Origin of the sequence: Mucilaginibacter litoreus, assembly GCF_042676805.1 — a bacterium.
Classification (GTDB): domain Bacteria; phylum Bacteroidota; class Bacteroidia; order Sphingobacteriales; family Sphingobacteriaceae; genus Mucilaginibacter; species Mucilaginibacter litoreus.
Genome location: NZ_JBHTHZ010000001.1, coordinates 380125 through 402833 on the forward strand (window position 1 = coordinate 380125; position 22709 = coordinate 402833).

Annotated in this window: 15 protein-coding genes; 3 read left to right on the plus strand and 12 right to left on the minus strand. The window is 43.2% G+C overall.

The annotated features are described in order from the left end of the window. Positions 1 to 82 precede the first annotated feature (82 nt). The 6 genes from ACFQZX_RS01850 to eat all read right to left on the minus strand — a co-directional run bounded on the left by ACFQZX_RS01850 (position 83) and on the right by eat (position 6534). On the minus strand, positions 83 to 1021 hold the full coding sequence (locus tag ACFQZX_RS01850) for a sugar phosphate isomerase/epimerase family protein (protein WP_377111045.1): 939 nt from the start codon (positions 1019 to 1021) through the stop codon (positions 83 to 85). Positions 1022 to 1097: 76 nt separating this feature from the next. Further along, entirely contained in the window at positions 1098 to 2300 is a 1203-nt protein-coding gene (locus ACFQZX_RS01855; protein WP_377111046.1) for a GAF domain-containing sensor histidine kinase, read from the minus strand. Between the two features lie 123 nt (positions 2301 to 2423). After that, positions 2424 to 3185, minus strand: a complete 762-nt coding sequence (eutC, locus tag ACFQZX_RS01860) for an ethanolamine ammonia-lyase subunit EutC (RefSeq protein WP_377111047.1) — start codon at positions 3183 to 3185, stop codon at positions 2424 to 2426. Next, on the minus strand, positions 3173 to 4561 hold the full coding sequence (locus tag ACFQZX_RS01865; protein ID WP_377111048.1) for an ethanolamine ammonia-lyase subunit EutB: 1389 nt from the start codon (positions 4559 to 4561) through the stop codon (positions 3173 to 3175). The genes eutC and ACFQZX_RS01865 overlap by 13 nt, the downstream gene beginning before the upstream one ends. A 134-nt stretch (positions 4562 to 4695) precedes the next feature. Further along, entirely contained in the window at positions 4696 to 5079 is a 384-nt protein-coding gene (locus ACFQZX_RS01870) for a cupredoxin domain-containing protein (protein ID WP_377111049.1), read from the minus strand. Positions 5080 to 5154: 75 nt separating this feature from the next. Then, a complete protein-coding gene (gene eat / locus ACFQZX_RS01875; RefSeq protein WP_377111050.1) occupies positions 5155 to 6534 on the minus strand; it encodes an ethanolamine permease in 1380 nt (459 codons plus the stop codon). A gap of 183 nt (positions 6535 to 6717) precedes the next feature. Between eat and ACFQZX_RS01880 the strand changes: the two genes are divergently transcribed. Together ACFQZX_RS01880 and treF are read left to right on the plus strand one after the other, a co-directional pair. Continuing rightward, a complete protein-coding gene (locus ACFQZX_RS01880) occupies positions 6718 to 7377 on the plus strand; it encodes a phosphatase PAP2-related protein (RefSeq protein WP_377111051.1) in 660 nt (219 codons plus the stop codon). Between the two features lie 111 nt (positions 7378 to 7488). Beyond that, on the plus strand, positions 7489 to 9048 hold the full coding sequence (gene treF, locus ACFQZX_RS01885) for an alpha,alpha-trehalase TreF (protein ID WP_377111052.1): 1560 nt from the start codon (positions 7489 to 7491) through the stop codon (positions 9046 to 9048). 13 nt (positions 9049 to 9061) lie between these two features. On the opposite strand, the gene ACFQZX_RS01890 is transcribed toward treF, so the two are convergent. The 4 genes from ACFQZX_RS01890 to ACFQZX_RS01905 form a co-directional block, all read right to left on the minus strand. Then, a complete protein-coding gene (locus ACFQZX_RS01890) occupies positions 9062 to 10408 on the minus strand; it encodes a M28 family metallopeptidase (RefSeq protein ID WP_377111053.1) in 1347 nt (448 codons plus the stop codon). Positions 10409 to 10655: 247 nt separating this feature from the next. After that, positions 10656 to 11240, minus strand: coding sequence for a DUF416 family protein (locus tag ACFQZX_RS01895; RefSeq protein ID WP_377111054.1), 585 nt, complete (start codon positions 11238 to 11240; stop codon positions 10656 to 10658). Positions 11241 to 11469: 229 nt separating this feature from the next. Further along, positions 11470 to 13503, minus strand: coding sequence for a glycoside hydrolase family 65 protein (locus ACFQZX_RS01900; RefSeq protein ID WP_377111055.1), 2034 nt, complete (start codon positions 13501 to 13503; stop codon positions 11470 to 11472). Positions 13504 to 13514: 11 nt separating this feature from the next. Then, the gene (locus ACFQZX_RS01905) at positions 13515 to 14810 is read right to left on the minus strand and encodes a vanadium-dependent haloperoxidase (RefSeq protein ID WP_377111056.1); all 1296 of its coding nucleotides are present in this window, start codon (positions 14808 to 14810) and stop codon (positions 13515 to 13517) included. A gap of 227 nt (positions 14811 to 15037) precedes the next feature. Between ACFQZX_RS01905 and ACFQZX_RS01910 the strand changes: the two genes are divergently transcribed. Beyond that, complete coding sequence (locus ACFQZX_RS01910; protein ID WP_377111057.1) at positions 15038 to 15973, plus strand: hypothetical protein; 936 nt, start codon at positions 15038 to 15040, stop codon at positions 15971 to 15973. Here ACFQZX_RS01910 and ACFQZX_RS01915 read toward each other — a convergent pair whose 3' ends face one another. Then, complete coding sequence (locus ACFQZX_RS01915; RefSeq protein ID WP_377111058.1) at positions 15974 to 19330, minus strand: FG-GAP repeat domain-containing protein; 3357 nt, start codon at positions 19328 to 19330, stop codon at positions 15974 to 15976. Between the two features lie 4 nt (positions 19331 to 19334). Continuing rightward, positions 19335 to 22631 (minus strand): VCBS repeat-containing protein, encoded by a 3297-nt coding sequence (locus ACFQZX_RS01920; RefSeq protein WP_377111059.1) that lies wholly within the window; start codon positions 22629 to 22631, stop codon positions 19335 to 19337. Positions 22632 to 22709: the final 78 nt, after the last annotated feature.

Consider the following 22709-nt stretch of genomic DNA (forward strand, 5'->3'; position numbering starts at 1 on the left):
GCAACTAAAGTATAAAAGCAGGGGCATTAAACAAACTGTAAAAAAATAACACCTGCTTTTTTAGGCAGGTGTTAAATACTTCTTACTTTAATGCCTCGGCTGCATAAGCCCGGCATTTTTTTACTTCTGCTACAGCGTCCGAGCCGCCGGGTATATTGTACTCTAACTCTATAGTTGCCGGAAACTTGTACCTGTTCTTTTTCATCAACTGCAGTACTTCTTTTATCGGTGTATCACCTTCGCCCCATGGCGCGTTAGGCCCGTCATGAAACTTACGGTCTTTAATGTGCATACTGGTGATACGGTCATGATATTTTTCAATAAAAGGAACAGGGCTGCTGCTTGTACCTGATGCGTAATGGCCAATATCCAGGTTAATGCCATTGTATTTTGATTGACTGAGCGCGGTGTCCCACAAAGTAGGGGTTGCCTGTGTATGCGCATGGTAACCCACCATCATTTTATGTTTTGCAGCCAGGTCACCCAGTCGCTTGGTTTGCGCTTCATCCGGCAATTCAACTGTTACATGGCTGCAGCCAAGCGCTTTGCCGGCATTAAAGGCGTACTCAATCTCGGCATCGGTATTTTTGGCGCCAAGCGCATTTGGTTTCCATGCATAAATGGTTACGCCCGCCTCGTTAAACATTTTGCGCAGTTGTTTAAATTTATCCATCGATACAGAGCCGCGCCATTCGGCCAGCTTAGGCGCAAATTCTGCCCATGCCTGGCTTCCCTCGCGTTTAGGAGCACCAGCGTAAGCTTCTGCAGGATCGCCCATCAACTCTATGGCATTAATATTACACTCAAGGCAGTATTTAAGCAGATCTTCAACCGTACCCGGCATACTACGAAACGAGTAAGTGATTACCCCTATTTGTACACCATTGATCAGCGAATTTGGTTTATCTGCATTATTGAAAAATGAAGATGCTACTGAGGCCTTTGATGCCAGCAACAAACCGGCAGAAGCTGCAGCGCTTATTCCAATAAACCTGCGCCTGGTTAAGTAGTGCTTTTCCATAAGTTATTTTGATTAATGAATTGGTTAAACCAAAGTTATCAAAATAACCTTCGTTACCAAGTGCCTATCAAAAGTGTTACTTATTCTGCTGCGGCAAGGTTACTTCAAAATTGGCACCGTTGCCCGGCTGTGAATATATAAGCAGGGTACCGTTTAACGAGTCGACCAGGTGTTTCACAAGGGCCAGGCCAAAACCATATCCCTGCTCGCCCGCCGTGCCGCCGGTTGTATTTGCTTTGCCGCTTAAAATAGCGTCTATAGTTGCCTTATCAAGCCCAACCCCGGTATCTGTTATGTTGATCTGCAAGGTATTGTGGCTCTCTTCTATTTTCAAACTCAGGTCTGCTGTAACCTTACCACCTGCAGGTGTAAATTTAATGGCATTTGAAATCAGATTACCCGTTATCTGCAATAGCTTATTTTTAGAAAAAGGTATAGTAGCCGAATTTACTGACGTATTTACAACAAAGTCGATGCTCTTATTACGGGCTTGCGGCAAATAAAGCTTTTCAAGTTTATCTTTTAAAACCAAAAGGTTAAACTCATCAGTCTTCAGTTCGTGTTTTGGCGCTTCAACACTTAGTATTTCATCAGCAAGTTCAAGTAACGACCGCCCGCTGCGTTGTATCAGATTGATAAACTCCAGCACCTCATCTATTTCATTTTCGTGCCCCTGCTCGCTTATTACCTGGGCAAGGCCAATAATACCGCCAAGCGGACCCCTTATATCATGTGCAACTCTTTTCTTGGTGTCGTCGGCTTCCTTTAACTTATTTTTAAGGCTGCCAATCAACTTATGAGCATTTAAACGGTTTATAATTTCATTGCCTATGATCTTCAATAACTCTACTTTTTCGGGCGATAGTGTTTTGATATCCTTATCAAGCACACATAAAGCACCTATATTATGGCCTTCCTGGGTTTTAAGGGGTACTCCCCAGTAATATCTAACATTCGGGTTGCCGGTTACATAAAATTTATCTTTAAAGCGCTCGTCGCTGGTCAGGTCACTTATTTCAAACGGCTGGTCGCCTGCAATGGTAAACTGGCAAACCGACTCCTCGCGCGGCATTTGCTCAATATCCAGCCCATGGTTAGTTATGCTCCATTGTGTAAATGAGTCGATCAAATTAACAAGAGATATTGAGGTACCGGCAACTTTCGCTGCCAATTTAGCCAGGTCCTTAAAGCTATCCTGGAAGCTGGTATAATCAAGGTCGTAATCAGAAAGGTTAATTACCCTTTCCATTTCATTATCAGGGATCGGATTGATATTCATATCGTAAAAGTAATAGTTTACAATCTCTGCTATAATGCAAACAAACTTAATTTTAACTAAAATTTATGGGTATGGTTTTGATATTCAAACAACCTTAAGTTGTCAAAATGTTTACTACACCGATTAGGGCAATAATAAACCTTCGTTATCCTTTAACGCGACACCTGATATCTGATGCCTGAATGCTTCCTGAATAAGGTAAAATATTTTTGTTGCTGCTGCGGCAAGAGATAAGCCGCCCAAACGGATATTTGATATGCAATTCCGGCTGTCATCCGTAAGGCCCGGGCGGGGGTTATAGGTCAGGTAAGCACCCATACTGTCTGCTGCGCTAAGACCGGGGCGTTCGCCAATAAATACGATACATAACCTTGCATTAAGCTCATAAGCAATATCATCACCTATGGCTACCCTACCCTGCTGTACCAGGCATACAGGCGAAAGCGTTAAGCCTGAATTGATAACCTTGGGAACAAGCAATTGTAAAAGCGGAATTACATTTTGATTGATAGCTATGGCCGATAAACCATCTGCAATGATAATGGCTATATCTCCGCCGCTTATCTGGTCTGCAAGCCGGTTCAGCGAGGCCTCGTCAGGTTTCCTGCCCCAATCCGGGCGCTGCAGATATTCGGCCCGGTTAGCCGCCCGGCTATGCAACTGCAAAACCGGGCGGTGAAATTGCGCTAATTCCTCTTCCAGCCTTTCTGTGTCCATAACCGCGTATACAGCATCGCGGGCGTGCGCATGTGCCATCTTAAATGCCAGCGAATGCCCGGTAGGTATGGCTGTACCTACGCTGCCTATACCAATACGGGCAGGTGTAAAATCACCCGGCCTGTTAATATGCGCTTCGTTACCATCAAATAACTTTAGCTTATCCATGCATTGCTCATTTTTTTTAGCAGATTATCCGCTTTTACCAGCCTGCGGCTGCCGTTCTCGTTAAATAACTCCTGTTTAATAAGCCAGGCTTCAAACTCCGGCGAAGGCCTTAAGCCAAGCACTTTTCGTAGATATAAGGCGTCATGAAAAGAGGTTGACTGGTAGTTCAGCATAATATCATCGCTCCCTGGTACGCCCATTATAAAATTACAACCGGCAACGCCAAGCAGGGTAAGCAGGTTATCCATATCATCCTGATCCGCCTCGGCATGATTAGTGTAACATACATCCATGCCCATGGGCAAGCCCATCAATTTCGCACAAAAATGGTCTTCCAGCGCGGCCCTAATGATCTGTTTACCATCGTACAGATATTCGGGGCCGATAAACCCTACCACTGAGTTAACTAAAAGCGGACTGAACTTTTTGGCAACAGCATAAGCCCTTGCCTCGCATGTTTGCTGATCGACGCCATGATGTGCGTTTGCAGATAGTGCGCTGCCCTGTCCGGTTTCAAAATACATCACATTACAGCCTACTGTACCTCTCTTTAGTGAAAGTGTGGCTTCATAAGCTTCCTGTAATAAACTCATGCTGATACCGAAACTTGTATTGGCTTTTTGAGTGCCCGCGACAGATTGAAAGCAAAGATCTACAGGTGCGCCCTCATTTATCAACTGCAAGGTAGTAGTAACATGGCTAAGTACGCATGATTGTGCCGGGATCTCGAATTGCTGCCTTAAATTGTCTATAAGCGTTAAAGCTTTTAACACAGCGGCCGGATTATCGGTGGCCGGGTTTACACCAATAACTGCATCGCCGCCCCCATAAAGCAAACCTTCGATCATGCTTGCCGCTATGCCAAGCGGATCATCTGTTGGGTGGTTTGGCTGCAAGCGGGTAGAGAAACGTCCCCTTAAGCCTATAGTATTACGAAAGCGGGTTACTACAAGGCATTTTTTTGCAACGGCAATCAAATCCTGGTTACGCATAATTTTTGAAACAGCTGCCAGCATCTCGGGCATCAATGCGGATGAAACGCTTTGAAGTACGGCTGTATCAGTTTCTTCCAGTAAGAGCCAGTCGCGCAGCTGGCCTATGGTAAAATGGCTTATCTGCTTAAAGCCATCGGCATCATGACCATCAATGATCAGGCGTGTAACCTCATCTTCTTCGTATGGAATAATGACCTCATTCAGAAAGTTTTTTAGTGGGACATCGGCAAGAGTTATCTGGGCGGCAACGCGCTCCTCATAGGTTTCGGCGCTGAGCCCTGCAAGCGCATCGCCTGTACGAAAAGGCGCGGCTTTGGCCAATAAGTCCTTTAAGGTGTTAAAACGGTAAGTCTTAGAGCCGATAATGTGCTGGTAAGGCATGCCGAAATTGTTTTATGTGCCTAAGATAGCTAAATATCGGCTTAAATGAAGCTTTGGTTTGTTTAAGCTTATGTTAAAAAAAACGGCCACCTTAGCAGGAGGCCGTTTGATCGCATTTATATATAACCCTAAACCTAATTAGTGACTACTACTTTAGCGTTAACCATATTACTATGAAAAGTGCAATGGTAAGTGTAGGTGCCTGCCGTTGTAAAGGCATGCTTGTAAGTGGCAGAAGTTGCCAGGCTTCCGCTGTCAAAAGCACCGCCATCATCAGTAGCTGTATGCGGTGCTGAATCGGCATTGGTCCAGGTTACGCTTTTACCGGCCTTTATAGTAACCGTAGCAGGAGAAAAGGCAAAGTTTTTAATCTCAACAGTAGCATCGCCGCCGGCAGTATTGCCCGGGTTATCAGGTTTTTGGGGTTCGGGAGAATCGCTGCCAGATTTTGAGCACGCTGCAAACGTAATTACAACAATCGCTATGATAAGCGAGATACCTAAAAAATACTTTTTCATATCAAAATGTTTGTGTGTCTTTTGATATGGTTACGCCACAACTATAGCTAATGGTTGCCCCGTAGTAAAATTATTTTAGATAAGCTCACTTATCCCGCCCGCTGTTTCATCAAGCAACGCATCATTTGTTATTTTAACTTTATGCTTGCCCAACATTACAAATATGGCTGCGGCCAGTATTAAGCCGGCAAAGAATATGAGGCTAATGGTAAAATTGTAATAGACGATGGCCACCATGCATACTACAGCAATAACCAAGGCTACCGCCGGAAACACCGGATAAAAAATTGCCGGAAAAGGCCGCTGCATTAACGGCTCTTTTTTACGCAGCACAAACAAGCTTATCATAGCCATTACATACATTACTACAGCACCTAATACCGATAAAATAATTATCTGACCGGTTGTACCTGTAAAAAGCGCAATAAAGCTGATAACCCCGCCTGCTAAGATTGCCCAATGGGGCGTTTTGAATTTTTTATTTACCGTTGATAACCCTTTAGGAAGATAACCTGCCCTGGCCATGGCAAATACCTGCCTTGATGATGCCAATATGGTACCATGAAAAGAGGCTATCAGCCCGAACAGCCCTATGCTGGCAAATACTTTTGTTAACCCGCTGGCCTTACCCAATACTATGCCAATTGCCTCTGGCAGCGGGTAATCTATACTGGTAAGCTTGCGCCAGTCGGTAATGCCGCCTGTTAATATCATTACACTTAAAGCAAGCAGTACAAGCGTTATCAACGCAGAAATATATCCTCTCGGGATGTTCTTTTTAGGATCTTTAACTTCCTCGGCCACCATGGCTACACCTTCTATAGCCAGGTAGAACCAAACTGCAAAAGGCAGGCCCGCAAATACACCGCTCCAGCCAAAAGGCATTGGGTTGGCTGTAAAGTTGTCTATTTTGAACGAGGGGCCAATAATGCCTATGTAAACCAACAATTCAAATACGGCCAAAATGGTAATAAATACAGAGAAGTTGGCCGATTCCTTTACTCCTGAAATATTGAGTATAATAAATACAACGTTAAAAAAAAGAGCTGAAGGCAATACCCCTATCTGCGGATGCAAAAAGTGCAGATAAGCGCCCAAAGAAAACGCGATAGCAGGGGTAGCAAACAAAAAATCTATCAGGGTGGCGTAACCGGCTATCAACCCTGCAAAGGGCCCCATTGCGCGGTATGCATAAGCAAATGCCCCCCCGGCATGGGGTATAGATGTGGTTAATTCTGTATAGCTGAAAATAAAGGTTACATACATTACGGTTACCAGTAACGTAGCGATCAGGAAGCCGATGGTACCTGCCGCCCCCCAGCCCAGGTTCCAGCCAAAATATTCGCCGGATATAACAAGCCCTACAGCAATTGCCCAAAGGTGCACCGGCTTTAAAACCTTTTTTAACTGCTGGCCGGCAGCGCCGTTTTCTGATATTTCCTGCGATTTTTCCATCGCTTTAAATTACTTATTAAAAATTCAGAAACTAAAACTTCTAAATTAAATCAAATTGATAAATAAGCATATAAAGCTTAACAGCATTATACATCATCTGCATTTCATAAAAATTTTAACTTTTATTAGCTATTACTTAATGTGAGCGGTTTTCGTATTTTTGCGCTCCTTTTAATTTATATAGTGACGGCTAAACGTAAACCATCTGTTAAACAAGTATGGGTAGCTGCTTTGCAGTCGCCCAAAAAGCGTGATAAACTGCTGATAGGCTCATTTATTATCACCATCATGCTTTCGGGGATGCCGTTCTTCTTTAATTATATCCAAAACAGGCAGGGTATTGTGTTGAACGACTGGCTGCTGGCCAAAATACCTCCGTACGATGTATCTATTGTTATTTTCGCACTTATATGGGGTATGGGGCTGCTTATACTGGCGCGCGCGTTATACAATCCGGTCATTTATATCAACTACGTATGGTCGCTTATTTTTGTTAATCTTGCCCGGATAATAAGCATACTTACTTTCTCACTCGACCCACCTAAAGGGCTTATTCATCTGATAGATCCTATTACAGGTGTTTTTTATGGCAATGTGGTCATCACCCGCGACCTGTTTTTCTCGGGCCACACATCAACTATGGTGCTTATTTTTTTATGCCTCGAAAAGCGTAACGATAAGATACTCGCCTTTATCAGCGCTATTGCTGTAATGGCGCTGCTATTGGTTCAGCATATACATTATACCATTGATGTTATTGCTGCCCCGCCTATGGTTTACCTGATATATGTTTTGGTTCGCCGGGCTTTAAAGCTTGATAAGCTTAAAAATAACGAGAACTGATCATCCTCGATTAAACCAAGCCGGTTTAAAGTAAGTCATATATATTATATTTATTAAAAAAAAGCATACTTGTAAACCGTTATGGCAGCATTTATGCTATGTTAGGTTACTGTGAAGATACTACAAAAAACACCACGTCAGCTATTCCCCGGATTGTTCGAGTCGGTACAGTCGTCGAACATATTTCCGGATAATAAGACCTTTGTTGATTGCGCGCCTAAACACAGCCCGGATGAAATAATGAAAGCTTATAACGAGCATTTCATTAGTCCTGATTTTGATTTAAAGGCATTTGTGCATGATCATTTTGAAGTACCCGAGGCACATACCATATTTCATACCCATTCAGGCAATAGCATCCGCAAACATATAGACATACTTTGGGGCGTTCTTCAGCGCAAACATGATATTGTTATCAGACCGTCCTCGCTGGCAGCGCTGCCACATCCGTATATAGTACCCGGCGGGCGATTTAGGGAGATATACTACTGGGATAGTTATTTCACCATGCTTGGCCTGCAGGAAGACAAGCAGTTTAAGGTTATTGAAAACATGGTGAATAACTTTGCTTATTTGATAGACACTTACGGTTTTATACCAAATGGTAACCGCTCATATTATCTTACCCGCTCGCAACCACCTTTTTTTGCGCTGATGGTCAACTTATTATCGCAAAGCCATGGCGAGGATGTTTTTATAAGATACCTGCCCCAGTTGCAAAAAGAATACGACTACTGGATGGATGGAAGCGAACAACTGGAACCCAACCAGGCAGCATGCTGTGTGGCGCGGATGGAAGACGGCGCCTTACTGAACCGGTATTGGGACGGCAGCGACCAGCCCCGCGAGGAAGCATATATTAAAGATATTGATGAGGCCGTAAACACTAAACAATCCCTCCCGGACTTTTTCAGGAACATACGGGCGGCTGCAGCATCGGGCTGGGACTTTAGCAGCCGGTGGTTTGATGGTTCAATGTCATTATGCCAAACACGCACAACAGATTACCTGCCGGTAGATTTGAACTGCCTGATGTACTACATGGAGTTATCCATTGCCCGGGGTTACCGTTTAAAGGGCGACGAAGATAAAAGCAATGAGTACCAGGACAAGGCCGGCATCCGCAAAAAGGCTATATTGAAATACTTTTGGGATGATAAAACCAATTGGTTTTACGATTATAATCGGGCAACTTTAAAACTATCGGGCGTGCAAACACTTGCTGCCGTGTATCCGCTTGATTTTAAAATAGCTACTGCCGACCAGGCAAAGCACATTGCGAACGGCCTTCAGGAAAAGTTTCTAAAGGCGGGTGGTTTGCTTACCAGCCTTAACTTTAGCGGGCAGCAATGGGATGCGCCAAACGGTTGGGCACCGCTGCAGTACATGGCCGTTACCGGGCTTGAGCAGTACGGCCATAGCGAACTTGCTAAAGCAATTGCCGACCGCTGGATACATCTCAATATTTGTGTTTTTGAACAAACAGGCAAACTGCTCGAAAAATACAATGTAATTGATCCTACTGCGACGGCAGGCGGCGGAGAATACGCGTTACAGGATGGTTTTGGCTGGACAAACGGCGTTTTATTGAAGCTGATGAACAAATACAATTACGATGGCAAGCCCGACGAAGCTGCCAAATGCGAGTTTCAAGTACCAGAAACAGTATAAGCGTTTGCATTAACTACCTTGCGGGTTTTGGAAAAACAGGCAGGCTTTCATGGCCATCGGCATCAACAGACTGCACGGCAAACAGGTAGTTATCCTTAGAGTACGCGATATCGGCACTGGTGCCGGTAACATAAAATTTCTTTTCCCAGTAAGGGCTGATGGTTTCGCGCATCAGCACGTAATAGCCAACCGGCGGTTTACCTGTTTTAGGCGCCTCCCATTTTAGTTGGGTTTTATTAGTAAGACCACTGGTTATGATGCCTACATTTTGTGGTTGCGCAGGCGCAAGGGCCAAATTAGCCAATACAGAAAGGTTCATGCGGGCTACTTTTTGCGTATAATTATAATCGGCAAAATCAGGCAGATCGCCGTAGTTTATACCATTTTCGGTACGTATATCCTGGTGCTGGCGGTTAAAATCCTCATTCATCTCGGTAATACGTATGGCCGTATACCCTTCTTTCGAAAACGGTGTATGATCACCGCCACGCAGGTACCTGTCGCGACGGTAAATCAGTTTTACATCCAGTTGATCTACGTACCGTTCGGCAACTTCTTTGGTGTAGCGGGCCAGCTCCCGTGCAGGGCTATCATTTTCGCCACCTACCGCATTGCGTATGGCAGCATCCTTCTCTGTTTCGGCAGCAGGTACGCCCTCACTGAATACACGCACGCTGCGGTTATCTTTCAGCCCGGTTTCCATGGCGTAAGTGTTGCCAACGATATCGTTATTCAGCATGGCGTCTATCTGCCAGCCTTCGGCTTTTGCGCGTTTGGCTACGTTTGCAGAGCCGTATAGCCCCTGCTCCTCGCCTACAACGGCCATAAAAATTATTGTCGACGGGAAAGATCGTTTGGCCATTACCCTTGCCAGCTCCATGGATACGGCCGTACCAGAGGCATCATCTACAGCACCCGGCGCGAATGATTTGATATTCATTACATCAGTAACCCTCGAGTCGTAATGCCCTGACACCATGTAAATGCGTTTATCTGCCGTGTCGGTACCTTTTAATATCGCCAGTACATTTTTCATGGGTGTCGGTTTATCAATCCTGCTACCCTTAGGCTGTATAAATTCGTCGAATATTACCTTCATTCTTCCGTTAGATGCCGCGGCGTATCTTTCATATTCGGCCTTTATCCAGTTACGGGCAGCGCCTATGCCTTCGGTTTTGCTTGTGGTATCACTAAGGGTATGCCGTGTTTTAAAGCTAACCAGTTTGCGTACAATGGCTTCAATATTTTTGGAAGACACCTCATCTACCATTTGCTTAACCACGGCGTCTTGCTTTATAGTAGTTTGTGCCGATACAGAACCAGCTAAAAACAGCAAGGAAAGAAGGAAGATGTATTTCATAAAGCAATTTATGAAATTGCCGGGTACAAGTAATTGATTGAGCTATTTTGTTACATAGAAAAGCCAGTATCGCTGCCGAGATATCCGCTGCGCTAATCTCTCGACATAGCATTATTCAAGCTTTCATCTTGCGTCAGCTGGAAGCTGACCTTAGATGTGGCACGAGCTTAAGCTCGCGCCAGCAATTGACGTTACCGTTATTTAAAAGATGTATTGTCGATTTCATTTTAGGAGATATTAAGATAATTTATTTCGCGCTATCATTGTTTTGCTGCAATGAGAGTAAGTGATAGATCTCCACGTTGGTAATTGCAGAAGCCTGTGTTAAATAGCTTATGATCTGCTTTTGTAGATTTAATTCCTTTTGCATCAGCGGATGATTTGAAATTGCTAACTCAAATTCTTCCCTGTTATGATAGTTATAATTCAAGTCTATCACATCCTGTACAAACATGTCAACCGTGTCAGTAGCAAGTGTCGAAACCGCAATTACTCTGTCAGGAGATTCATTTTCTATAAATTCAAGCGATTCGGCAATTGCCACACACGTATCCAAAGCGGCTGAACCCCACAGGTCGGGGAAATCTTCTGTGTGAGGCGCAATGTCTTCTACCACTGCAAGTAGTTTTTTTGCATTTTCATGATCAACCGATTTCAATCCTATTTGATCACGTATAAACGCAACCACATGTTTCAATAAGGTCGGATTGCCCCAGTTATGCTGTTCATAAAAGGTCTCATAGTTAGGCAGCAGTCGTTCGCAAATTAAGTAGCAAAATGTTAACTGTTTCTCAAATGCCAGGTTCTTTAATGTATCGAGTTCAATTTGCATTTTAATGTCAGATAAAATAACCCCCAATATATGCTTCTATCATACCTTTATAGACCTTAGATGCGGCACGAGCTTAAAGCTCGCGCCAGCAAATTAAGATTCAAATATCTCTTTGCTGTCGCGAGATTAACGTAGTATATCTCGTGACACGGCACGGTTCAAGCTTTCAGCTTGAACCAGCTGAAAGCTGACCTTATGCATGAAATGAGATATCGCGTCTCTACATTTATTATTTTACAGTATAGGTGACTTTATTTAGTCCCACACCGGTTATCTTCAACGATTTCCAGTTGGGCGGAAGCGTGCTCTTGATCTGAGTAATGCCGGTTGGCGTAATATCCAGCCCGCCGAAGCCCATCAGCATACTTTGTAAAATACCACCTGCGCCTGTGGCGAAATATGGATTGGTACCGCCTTTTGTTTCGGCAATCACCCTGAATGGCGGGTTTAAATTTGGTTCATAGGCATCCTTAAACCAGTGATATGCTTTTTGCCCGTTACCCAAACGTGCGTAAAGCAAAGCAAATACGCCTTGTGTCATGGCCGGGGTGCCTTCGTTAGGTACACGCGTTTCGTAATATTCCAAATCCTTTTTTATCTGCGCAGGGTCGGTTATGGTTTTAAGCGGATAGGCAAGCAGGTTTACATCTGCTTGTTTAATACCTTCGCCTTTATATTGTGCATGTTCCTGTGTAACACCGTTACTCATTTTAAGTATAGGTATGTTATTGGCTACATGCACCCAATCGGTGTCGGCCTGCATGCCTAATAATTGGGCCGCTGCAGTGGCGTTCATTAAATTGGCTTTTGCCGCGGCATTGGTAAAGGCATTATTATCAATATTTTCGGCCCACTCATCAGCAGCAACAACATTCTTGATATCATAATGACCCGGTCCGTTACGCTCTACCCTGCTCGCCCAAAAGTCGGCCGTGGCTGAGAGTATAGGCCAGCCTTTATCGCGCAGCCATTGTTTATCCTGCGTTACGCAGTAATAAGCCCAGGCAGCATTGGCAACATCGGCACTGATATGATGTTCAAACGGGCCACTTAGCGCCCAAACAGGGGTTTCCTCAACACCGCTGTCTGCACTTTCCCAGGGGTACATCGCCCCTTTATAGCCATGCGAAAAAGCGTTCTTACGGGCATTATCCAAACGCTCATACCGGTACTCTATCATTGATTTCGCAATCTCGGGGTGCAGCACCAACATCGCCGGGAACATCCATAGGTCTGTATCCCAAAAAACGTGTCCATTATACCCTAATCCCGATAACCCCATTGGCGATGGGGATAAAGCTGTTCCTGCACGGGAGAATGAATACAAGTGGTACAACATGCTATGCACATCCTGCTGCGCCTGTGCGTCGCCTTCTATTTGTATATCACTTTTCCAAAGCTCATCCCAAGCTTTGTTATGGAATTGTATTAGCCTGTCTTTCCCTTCCAGCTTGGCGAAAATGGTAAGGCGCTCGGCCTCGTTCAACGGGTCAGCATGATGTGCAGAGGTGATAGAAGAGCCTGTAACGCCATATTTATAAGTTTGCCCTGCTGAAATGCTTTTACTGAACTTCATGAGGTGCATATTATTGTCCCACATCTCGTGTATTACTCGTGGCTCTTTGCCATGCTCCTCGTTAAATAAAAAAGATGTCGACGCGCAAAGCTGCAGTTTCCCGGTAGGCGATTTCGCGGTTGATGTAAGCAGGCTGATGGTTACGTGCGGCCTGTCTATCTCGTTGTAGTAATTTTGTACCTCCTTTAAAGCATCGGGCGCTTCCATTACGCTTGCCGCAGTAATATTGATGGCCTTCTTTGCAGTCACGGTTACATCCATTAAAACGGTAAATGGCAACTGCCTTAATGAATAATAAGTATAGCTGATAGTTGCTTTGTCGCCATAGTCAAAGGTTGTGGTCATGGCAGCGTGCTGCATATCCAGTTGCTGGCGGTAGTTGCTTACCATTTTACCATCCAGGCGCCTGCCATCCACCTCCAGGTACATATTCAGCAAATTGAAGCTGTTAAGAAAATTGCTTACCCGGCCGCGGCCATACAAGTCATAAGCCCCGGCCAATACTACATTTTTAACTTTGAAAGGCTCGGGCGAAGAAACTATGCCTATCATACCATTAGCTACGGTAATGCCGTAATAGTTGTTAGGATCTATTTTGTCGGCTTTAATCACCCAGGGGCTAACGCCTTGCGCCCATGCGCCGGTTACTGTAACAATACTAAACAGTAAAGCAACTATATTTCTCATTAACGCTCGGGTTATTTGATTTTTAATTGTAATTTCTGGTTTACCAGGTCGCCAATTTTGCGGCCGGTTTGATTGCCAATGTCGCAGGCAATTTTATAATGTATACCACCATAAACCCGCGATATGGCGGCTTCCAGGGCGGCAGCCCTAAAAGATTTGAAAGAGCGGGGAGGTATGCCAAATTCTGCTTCGGACGAGTCGGTATACGCTTTGTTATCGCCAAAGCTTTTGGTAAGCGTTTCTGCCGCGGCTGCAGAAATTACCGCATGCCCGCTGATGTACTCGGGGAATGGGGGCGTTTGGATGTGCGTTTTCCAATCAGGATCAATAAATTTATTGATCACCGTTTCCGGCCTTACACTATTGGCTTTGTATTTTACATACCAGCAGTTAATAAAAGCATCAAACAACGCGATAGAGGCGGTAGTATAGGCCGCTACGGTTGTATTAAAATCTGCCTTGTTCATTTTAGAGCCAATGCCTGCAATATTCATCCAGTGCCCTGCAGGACCAAATTTTTTGGTAGCGAATGAGGCATGACCAATTACATTAAGTTTAAATGCGTTATCATCCCAAAAATCGGCCATGTGGGTTTGATCTTTGGTAAGGCTGTCAACCATGTTTTTCACCTGCATTACACTTTTATAAAACACACTGTTTTTATCGGTCATGTTATAGGGCGGCGGCTCGGGCGCGGGTATTTGCGATGCAGAATCTAATACCATTGGCCTTATTTCGCCCCAGTGAGGTTCAAGCGCCTGCGCATACATAGGTGGTGTAGGTATCCAGCGGCCATCCGTACGCGTTACAGTATACTTGCTTGCCGAGCGGGTTTGCGCGTAATTATCTTTCTTGCTCCATTTCAAGATATGCTTGGCAACAGTATCAGCATAGGCCACCGAGTTTTCAAATACATCTGACGGCATTCCGGCTGCTTTTGCTTTTTCTTTCAACTCGTCAACATACAATGACATACTTCCTTCCGGAAAGGTAACGGCATTTCCTACATGGCAAAAAGACAATAGTGAAGCAAACTGAAAATCGATATTTTTTTGTTTATCGGGCTGAGGGACGGCAGGCAGGTGCTTTATCTGGCCAGCCAAAGAGCGGTAATGTTTTGAGTCGCCGGCGGCAATTACTTCGTACGCCGCGATATTGGCGTAAACATAATTGCGTGATGCAATAACCGGCGGGAAATTATTTTCAAGGACGATATCGTTAAGCCGTTTAACAGTAACGCGGTAAAGTTCAGGGTCGTTAGTAACTTTTTTGTAATCGGCATTTTTGCATGATGCAAATAGTAACATTGCACATGCTAAACGTAACAGAACGCGGTTCATAGCTTAAATTATTGGTACAAAACCAAACCACATAAGCAGGATGGTTTATATTGGCTTTCTTGTATTTACAGGCTAAATATAAGCGTTTTTTGTTGATTAAACGAGCACTTTAAAGTTTGATTTTTAATGCCGTAAATAGTTACTTTTACGCCCTGATTGGTTAACCAGCCATATAAACCATTACTATTGCTTACATGAAAAAACCTGCTTTAATAATTCTGGGTATTTTACTTTTGGCTTTCATCAGCATCTATTTTATTATCCCTCAAAAAATACAAAAAACAAATATCATTGAAATTGATGCTAACGATATAAACGTAGCTAAATTCCTGGTTAATAAAAGAGCGTGGCCAAAATGGTGGCCCGGGAAATCCAACAGGTCCGATAGTAATAACTATGAATTTAACAATGCGGTTTATCAACTAAAAAACAACACCAACATTGATATATACATGCAGGTGAAGCACGAGAAGCTGTTGATTAACGATAAAGCTTCCTATCGTATAAGCGGCGACGGCGCCTGTAAAGTGATATGGGAAAGCGAGGTACAAAGCAGTATTAACCCTGTTAAGCGGATTGAAGAGTTTATATCGATGAACAGGCATTCAAATGATATCGACAACATTTTAATACACTTTAAAAAATTTATGCAGACAGATACCAATGTATATGGGATGACCATTAAGCTGACAAAGGTTAAAAACCCTATAGTACTGGCTGGCACCATCAATACTGCCGAATATCCTAAACCTGCGCCTATTTACCGGTTAATTAATGATCTGAAGAAGCAGATAAAGGCAGAAGGCGCCATACAATTAGATTCGCCGATGCTGAATGTCAATCCTGTTGATAAGGGCTACGAATCCATGGTTGCAATAACTATTAACAAGGATATTAAACCTGGCCAAAACATGGTGATCAACCACCTGGTTAAAAATGCCAACCTTTTAGGGGTACAGGTAAAAGGCGGCAAAAACACTATCTTAAACGCGTTTGAACAGTTAAAGCGCTATCAAAACGATCACAGGCTGATATCTCCGGCCATGCCCTATGAGGTACTAATCACCAATCGTTTAACCCAACCGGATACATCAAAATGGGTTACTAATATATATTGGCCTATATTTTAATCAGCGGGTAATCATTATCAGTTTGCCGTTATAGGTAGCGGCTATAAAACTATTACCAGTGGCTGTTTTGTATGGGTACAGGTGTGTTATCTGCTGCGAATTCAACAAGCTATTTATCCAGTATTCTGGCATCGAAAACTGTTTGGTTTGCTTGTTGTAATGTGTAGCAACCAAACCCAGCGCATCATACTTACCTTCATAAGGTACAACACCCCAAAAATTACCGCTCAGTAAAATATCGTGCTGCGCATTATTTATAGGCAGCATTTGAGTTATTGGCGCCTGCTGATATAAATATGGCAAAGTTACAATGTCTTTTGCCCCGGATACATTGCTTATAAACATACTGCTGAACTGATTGGCTTTCAGGCGGCCATTAGTGGTAATATTATTCTTAAATATCTCGTCGGTTGTTTTGTCTGCCATTTTCTGGAAACTTAAAAACTCCTTTTTCAGATAAGGTAATTCCTGCTCCAGATCGTTTTTCGGCCTGAAGGGATAATATTTACCGTCAACAAAGTAAGATAAGATCAGGTCGTTCTTTCCGTCTTTGTCAACATCGTTGTTATAAGCATAAAGCGGTTGTTTATCTGTAACGTTGTATTTATTGTTTAAACCCCAGTTGCCTGCAAGCAGGTCGGGTTTGCCATCGCCATCGGCATCTGTTATAAGGGCAGACTGCCACCAGCCTTTTTCATTATCCAGCACTGCCGACGATAGCTTCACCAGCTTTTTGTTTTTATTGAGAAATACCTGCACCGGCTGCCATTCAGCGCTTAGAATTATATCGGCTGAACCGTCGCTATCGGCATCGGCTACTGATATGTCGGTGATATGCTTTATTGAGGTAAACTCCTTATAAACATCATTGCCTGCTATTGAAAAATCACCGTTGCCTCTATTTAACATCATTAAAGATCCGGCTTCAGCAGTATAATCTTTAAATGATACAGAACCAGCTAAAAACAAATCCTGCAAACCATCGCCATTAAAATCATACATCAGTACCTTTCCTGGCAATGCCGTTATTTTGGGCAGTGCTTTACGCTCAAATTTAAAATCGCCTTTATTGATGTATAAGCGTGGTTGATTACGGTTTTCCGGCTCAATAAAAGGGTGACTTGCGCTCAGCACAATCAAATCAGGCAGGCCGTCGTTGTTAACATCCCCCCATGTGGCGTTCACATCGGCCATTTCTTTATCAGGCGAAAAAGCTTCCACCTTGATTTTGGCAAACGTACCCTGCCTGCTACCTGCAAATATATATTTTTCTTCTCCGGCTACTCCGCCAACATATATATCTTCAATTCCATCTTTGTTAACATCAGCTACGGCAACGGCAGGGGTATGCGGCTGGTAAGTATGCGGAATAAGATTATAATAGTTAAAATCCGGCGTTTCAAAAGGCGCAACAGTGGCCAATACGCTTGCCTTTACCGGGGCGTATGTAAATTGTTCTTTGTTGCTGATAAACCCATTAATCAATGCAGTTACATCATCCGCAGCCTGAGTTTTTTCTTTGTGGTACTTTATTACTGTTTTTTTATTCAGCGAAAAGCTTTTGATGACCTGGTAACTATTATCCGGCCATAGTACCAACAATTTTTCAGGTTTATCGCCTGGTAAAAATGTGAAAGTAGCACTGCTGCCCTGGGTGCTGGCATAAGCCGTGCTGGTTTGTATTTCCTGGTGATCTGCCTCTTTATCGGAGAGCAAAAATAACTTTGTGCCTATACCATTGCGGTTGCCTGTTGTGTAGTCGACAGAAACATTTAAATACGACTTTTTTTTATCCTTGCTGTTCTCCATCGTCATGTTCTGATAGATGTAAGCAGGCTCATCCATATTGTTTGTGATAAGCTCAAGGTCGCCGTCGTTATCAAGGTCGACAGCTACCGCGCCGGACGACATAGACGGGTCATTCATATCATTACCGGCTGATATATCATTAAATTTAAGCTTATCGCCGCCATGATACAGGTAATTATGAACGTGCCCATCAGGCATCAGGTTTATTTTTTCTTTATCAAAAAAACGACTGGTCTTAAAGTCTTTAATCACATTCGGATCGCCCAGGTATTTAAGGTAATCCATGTCATTCAAACGCTTTTTGATACCGTTTGAAAAAAACATGTCCTTACGGCCATCCATATCAAAATCCTGCACCAGTGGCGACCATGTCCAATCTGTAGCCGAAAGGCCCGAATAAAGTGCTATGTCTATGAATTTCTTTCCGTTTCCAACATTCAATTGCAAACAGTTTTTTGAATACTGATAGTAATATCCCGCGCTTACCTCCTGGTTATAAATATCAAGCGGTTCATCGTTGATTGTCGATTTAAGCGCCTTCATTTCACCCGGAAGCATATCCGTGCTGATCACATCCAGATAACCGTCCTTATTAACATCGCTGAGCGTGTTACCCATAGAGAAAAGGCTGGTATGCCCAAAGGCATTTTTCATTTCCTCTTTAAAAGTGCCGTTGTGTTGGTTAAGGTAATAGTAGTCCTGCTCAAAAAAATCGTTGCTTACATAAATATCATCCCAACCATCATTGTTCAAATCTCCAACGCTTACACCAAGCCCATATCCTATTGGCGCCGAATATATGCCCGAGCCATCAGTTACATCAACAAATTTATTATTATCGTTTCTGAACAGATGGTCGCCGGCATCATGACTTTTTCTGAAGCGCAGTGTAGAGTCTCCATAAGTATCATTGCTGTGTACCGAAGAAGTAAGCAAAAACATATCCAGATCCCCATCCTTGTCATAATCAAAGAATGATGCCTGGGTGGAAAATCCTGCAAAATCCAACCCATATTTAGCTGCCGACTCTGTGAAAGTTAAATCACCGTTATTAATGTAAAGCTGATTTTTGCCTTTAAAAGTTTTGAAATCAGATACCACACAAACGTAGATGTCCTTATAGCCATCGCCGTTGATGTCAACTACGGTTACGCCGGTTTTCCAGCTGCCGGTACCAGTAAGGCCTGCTTTTGAAGTTATATCCTCAAACTTTAAACCGCCTTTGTTAAGGTATAATTTGTTAGTGCCCTGGTTGGATATAAAATAAATATCCTCTAATCCATCGTTATTAAAATCGGCTGTGGCAACGCCTGCCCCGTTATAAAAGTAAAGGTAGTCAAGTATATTAACAGAATCTGTCGGGGAGTTTTTATTTACAAAATCGATGTTGGTTTGACTGGCCTTGAGCAGTTTAAATATTCCATCGCCACTTCTTTTAGGCTTGCAAGACGAATAAATAATTATGCCCATTACTATTATTGCACAAACAATAATAATCTGCCTGAATAATGGCTTCGATCCTTGCTTTTTTACCTTAGCTTTTGGCATTTTATTAACGTAATTTGTAGGCTTTAAGCTTATCGTCGTTTAACCCGAACATGAAGTATTTTTGTGCATTTGCATTTTTTAACACCACCGATGAGCGCACCTGTCCGCTAATTTTAATACCGCTTTTTGAAGGCGGATAATAAATGAACCCGTTATTTGTATACTTATATACTGTTCCGTAACTGGCATCTAACCGGCCTACCTCGGGCTTAAAGCCATAAAAATTACCGGCTAAAATTAAGTAAGGTGTGCCGCTGTTGTCAATGTCATCACAAATTATAGTGTTTACCGACGACAACTGGGCGTTATAGGGCAATTGCTTGCAATTGAACGTGCCATTACCCTGGTTTATAAATACGGCTGATGCAAGATAATTCATTTCATGCACTTCTGCACCCTGCAGCATTTCGTCGATAAATACCTCGTTAAAGCGTTTACCGGCAAAGTCGGTGTAATGCAGGTATTGTTTTTTTAGTATGGGCATCTGCCCTACCAGATCCGGTTTCATATGAAATACATAGGGCTCATGCTCGCGGTAAACAGATGTTATACACTCTTTGGTACCATTGCCATCAAAGTCTTTCACATATATCCGCATTGGCTCCTTTGAGGTAGCATGGAATTTAGAGTTCAGGCCGATGTTTCCCGCTACTATATCCATCTTACCATCGCCGTTGATGTCGGCAACCTGCAAACTGCTCCACCAGCCTTTGTATTTATCTAACTGGGGGTCATAGGTAAAATTACCTTTATAGTTCTTGTAGATTTTAATACCCATCCAGTTACCTGCAATAATTAAATCAGGGTAGCCATTGCCATCGATATCCGCCCATTGGGCGGCGGTTACCATACCGGGGTGAATATCGCCCAATACACGAGCGGAAACATCTGTGAAATTACCTTTGCCATCATTATGCAATATGTATGATTTTGGCGATACCGCATAAGTACCCGGCACACTGCGGCCACCTATAAACAGGTCTAAGGCACCATCCTTATCATAATCGCAAGCCATAATTACCGATGCATTTACTGCCGCATGAATTGCTTTTTGAGCATTACGATGCAGATTACCTTTTCCGTCATTTTCATAAAAGCGGGGATAGTAAATATTGGTACCGGCCTCGTCTGCATTACCACCTACGCCAATAATCAGGTCCTGGTCGCCATCGCCGTCAAAGTCGCCAAAGGCGGCGCCCGCATTTTCCAAATAAACCTGCCTTTCCAGGTCAGGCGGAACATAACGTTTAAAACGACCGTTTTTTTGCTGCACATAGATAGCTGCAGGGTTGTCTTTTGAGCTGCCAAAGTAAAAATCATCAAGGCCATCATTATTGATATCGCCTTTGGCCATATAAGGGTTCTCGGTAGATAACATTTGGAGCATTAAACGCTCATTATCAAAGTCGATAAAACCATCTTCGGTATGTTTAGGAACCGAATCAAACAACGTTTTTTCGGTTTCGGTAAACAAAGTTTTAACGGGTGGTTTAGCAAATTTATATACACCTGTAGCAGCCGATGCATTATAAGTATATGTTTTATTAACGGCCAGGTTTTTAACTGTTTGATATTTACCACCAGGCCAGATGATCTGCAGGGAATCAATTTTTTTGATTTTGCCTAAACCCAGGGTGATCTGGTTAGGCGAAGTACAGCTTTCAAAGCCACGCGTTGGCTGGTGGTAATGCAAAATTGATGTACCCTGTGCAAATACCTTTACCGTAGCGCCCACTCCAAAGCGGTTAAGTCCATCTCCGCGCAAACGCAGGTTCAAATAATTATTATGCAGTGTTTCGGTATTGTTTTTATACACAAACAGCGGCATGTTTACATTATTCACCACCAGGTCGTTATCACCGTCATTATCCAGATCGCCGTAGGCAGCGCCGTTGCTGAAAGAGAGCTGATCTAAGCCATACTCATGCGCTTTATTGGTAAATGTAAGGTCACGATTATTTTTAAAAGCATAGCTGCTAACAGGTGTTGATACCATTTTATCAGCAAAGTCTTTGTAATCAAAATTTCTTTTCTCGGCAATCTTCTCCATATTTTCACGGTTGCCTAAAAATTCGATATAATCCTGATCGGTGAGGTCCTTATAAATGCCATTTGATACAAAGATGTCTTTCCACCCATCATTATCCATATCAAAAAATAAGGCGCCCCAGCTCCAGTCTGTAGCGCTTACGCCCGCGTTAAATGCAATTTCAGAGAAAGTACCGTCGCCATTGTTTAACTGCAGGCAGTTTTGCATAAACTGGTTATAATACCCGTCATGCTGTTTTAGCTTGATCACATCAAACGATTCAAAAGAAGTTATCCGTTTTAGGCGTTTATCTCCTTCCGGAAGCATCTCTGTAGTAAAAATATCCAAATTACCATCGTTGTTGATATCAGCTACATCTGATCCCATTGAGGCCAGGCTAAGATGACCCGCTTCGTTTTGGACATCCTCTTTAAAAGTTCCGTTCTTTTGATTGATATACAGATAATCGCGTTCAAAAAAGTCGTTAGATACATAAAGGTCCGGGTATCCATCATTATTCACATCCGCTACAGATACACCCAAGCCAAAGCCAATATCGCTTGAAAATATTCCTGCCTGCCTGGTTATATTGGTAAAGTGCCCGCCATCGTTGCGGTACAGGTGCGCACCACCCAGGTCATCAACAACCTCACGTAAGTTCTTGCTAAAATCAAAAGAGCCGATAGGCCTGAATGAATTGTTGAGGATAAAACAATCCAGATCACCATCGTTATCCATATCAAAAAATACCGACTGGGTGGAAAGGCCCTTATCAGTCAGGCCATATTTTTCGGCCTCTTCTTTAAACGTGCCGTCGTGTTGATTAATAAAAAGCTCGTTCCCTTTTTTATCAATGATATTGCCGCTGTGGCAAACGTAAATATCCAGCCAGCCATCGCCGTTTACATCGGCCATAGTTACTCCGGTACTCCAGTATTTGGTGCCTTTAACGCCTGCCTTATCAGTTACATCCTCAAACTTCCAGTTACCTTTGTTGATATAGAGCTTATTATTACCCTGGTTGGCCGTAAGGTATATATCATTAAGGCCATCGTTATTAACATCGCCAATGGCTACTCCACCACCGTTATAGTAATTACGAAAGGTAAAGATGTTTGTTTCCTTATGGTCGGTAAGCTGATTGGTAAAATTTATGCCCAGATTATCGTTCTGCTGAATAGAAAACAGCGGGTTATCAACACCATTTTTATGACATGATAAACAAACGGCAGCAATAAAAACCAGGGGGAAAAGGGTTCTTTTTCTTAGCATCACAAGCACAAAAAACAAACGTAGCGAATTTCTTCGCTACGTTGTAAATCAAATATAACTAATTGGAAATTGCTTTTC